Below are 246 nucleotides of genomic sequence, written 5' to 3' on the forward strand. Positions count from 1 at the left end.
GGTGCAGTTTTCTCACGCGAGTGGAAGGACGCGCTATGGGCCAGGTTCAGCACGGGAGCGCCACGACGACAGCGGCAGTCCGTCGAGCGATACAGCATAGTCAAGCGAGCCTGAGGGCGCTGGCGGCCCGTTACGGCGTCGACCCAAAGACCGTCGCGAAGTGGAAGAAGCGGCCCTCGGTGGCTGACCGGAAGACGGGCCCCACAGAACCCCGATCCACGGTGCTGTCGGCCGAGAACGAGGCGG

At 66.7% G+C, this 246-nt stretch carries 1 pseudogene; it reads left to right on the top strand.

The window, feature by feature from the left end:
* Nucleotides 1–35: 35 nt before the first annotated feature.
* Nucleotides 36–246, top strand: a pseudogene (locus ACLBYB_RS33650) (IS481 family transposase); the annotation flags it as partial.

Source organism: Methylobacterium sp. D54C (assembly GCF_053345595.1).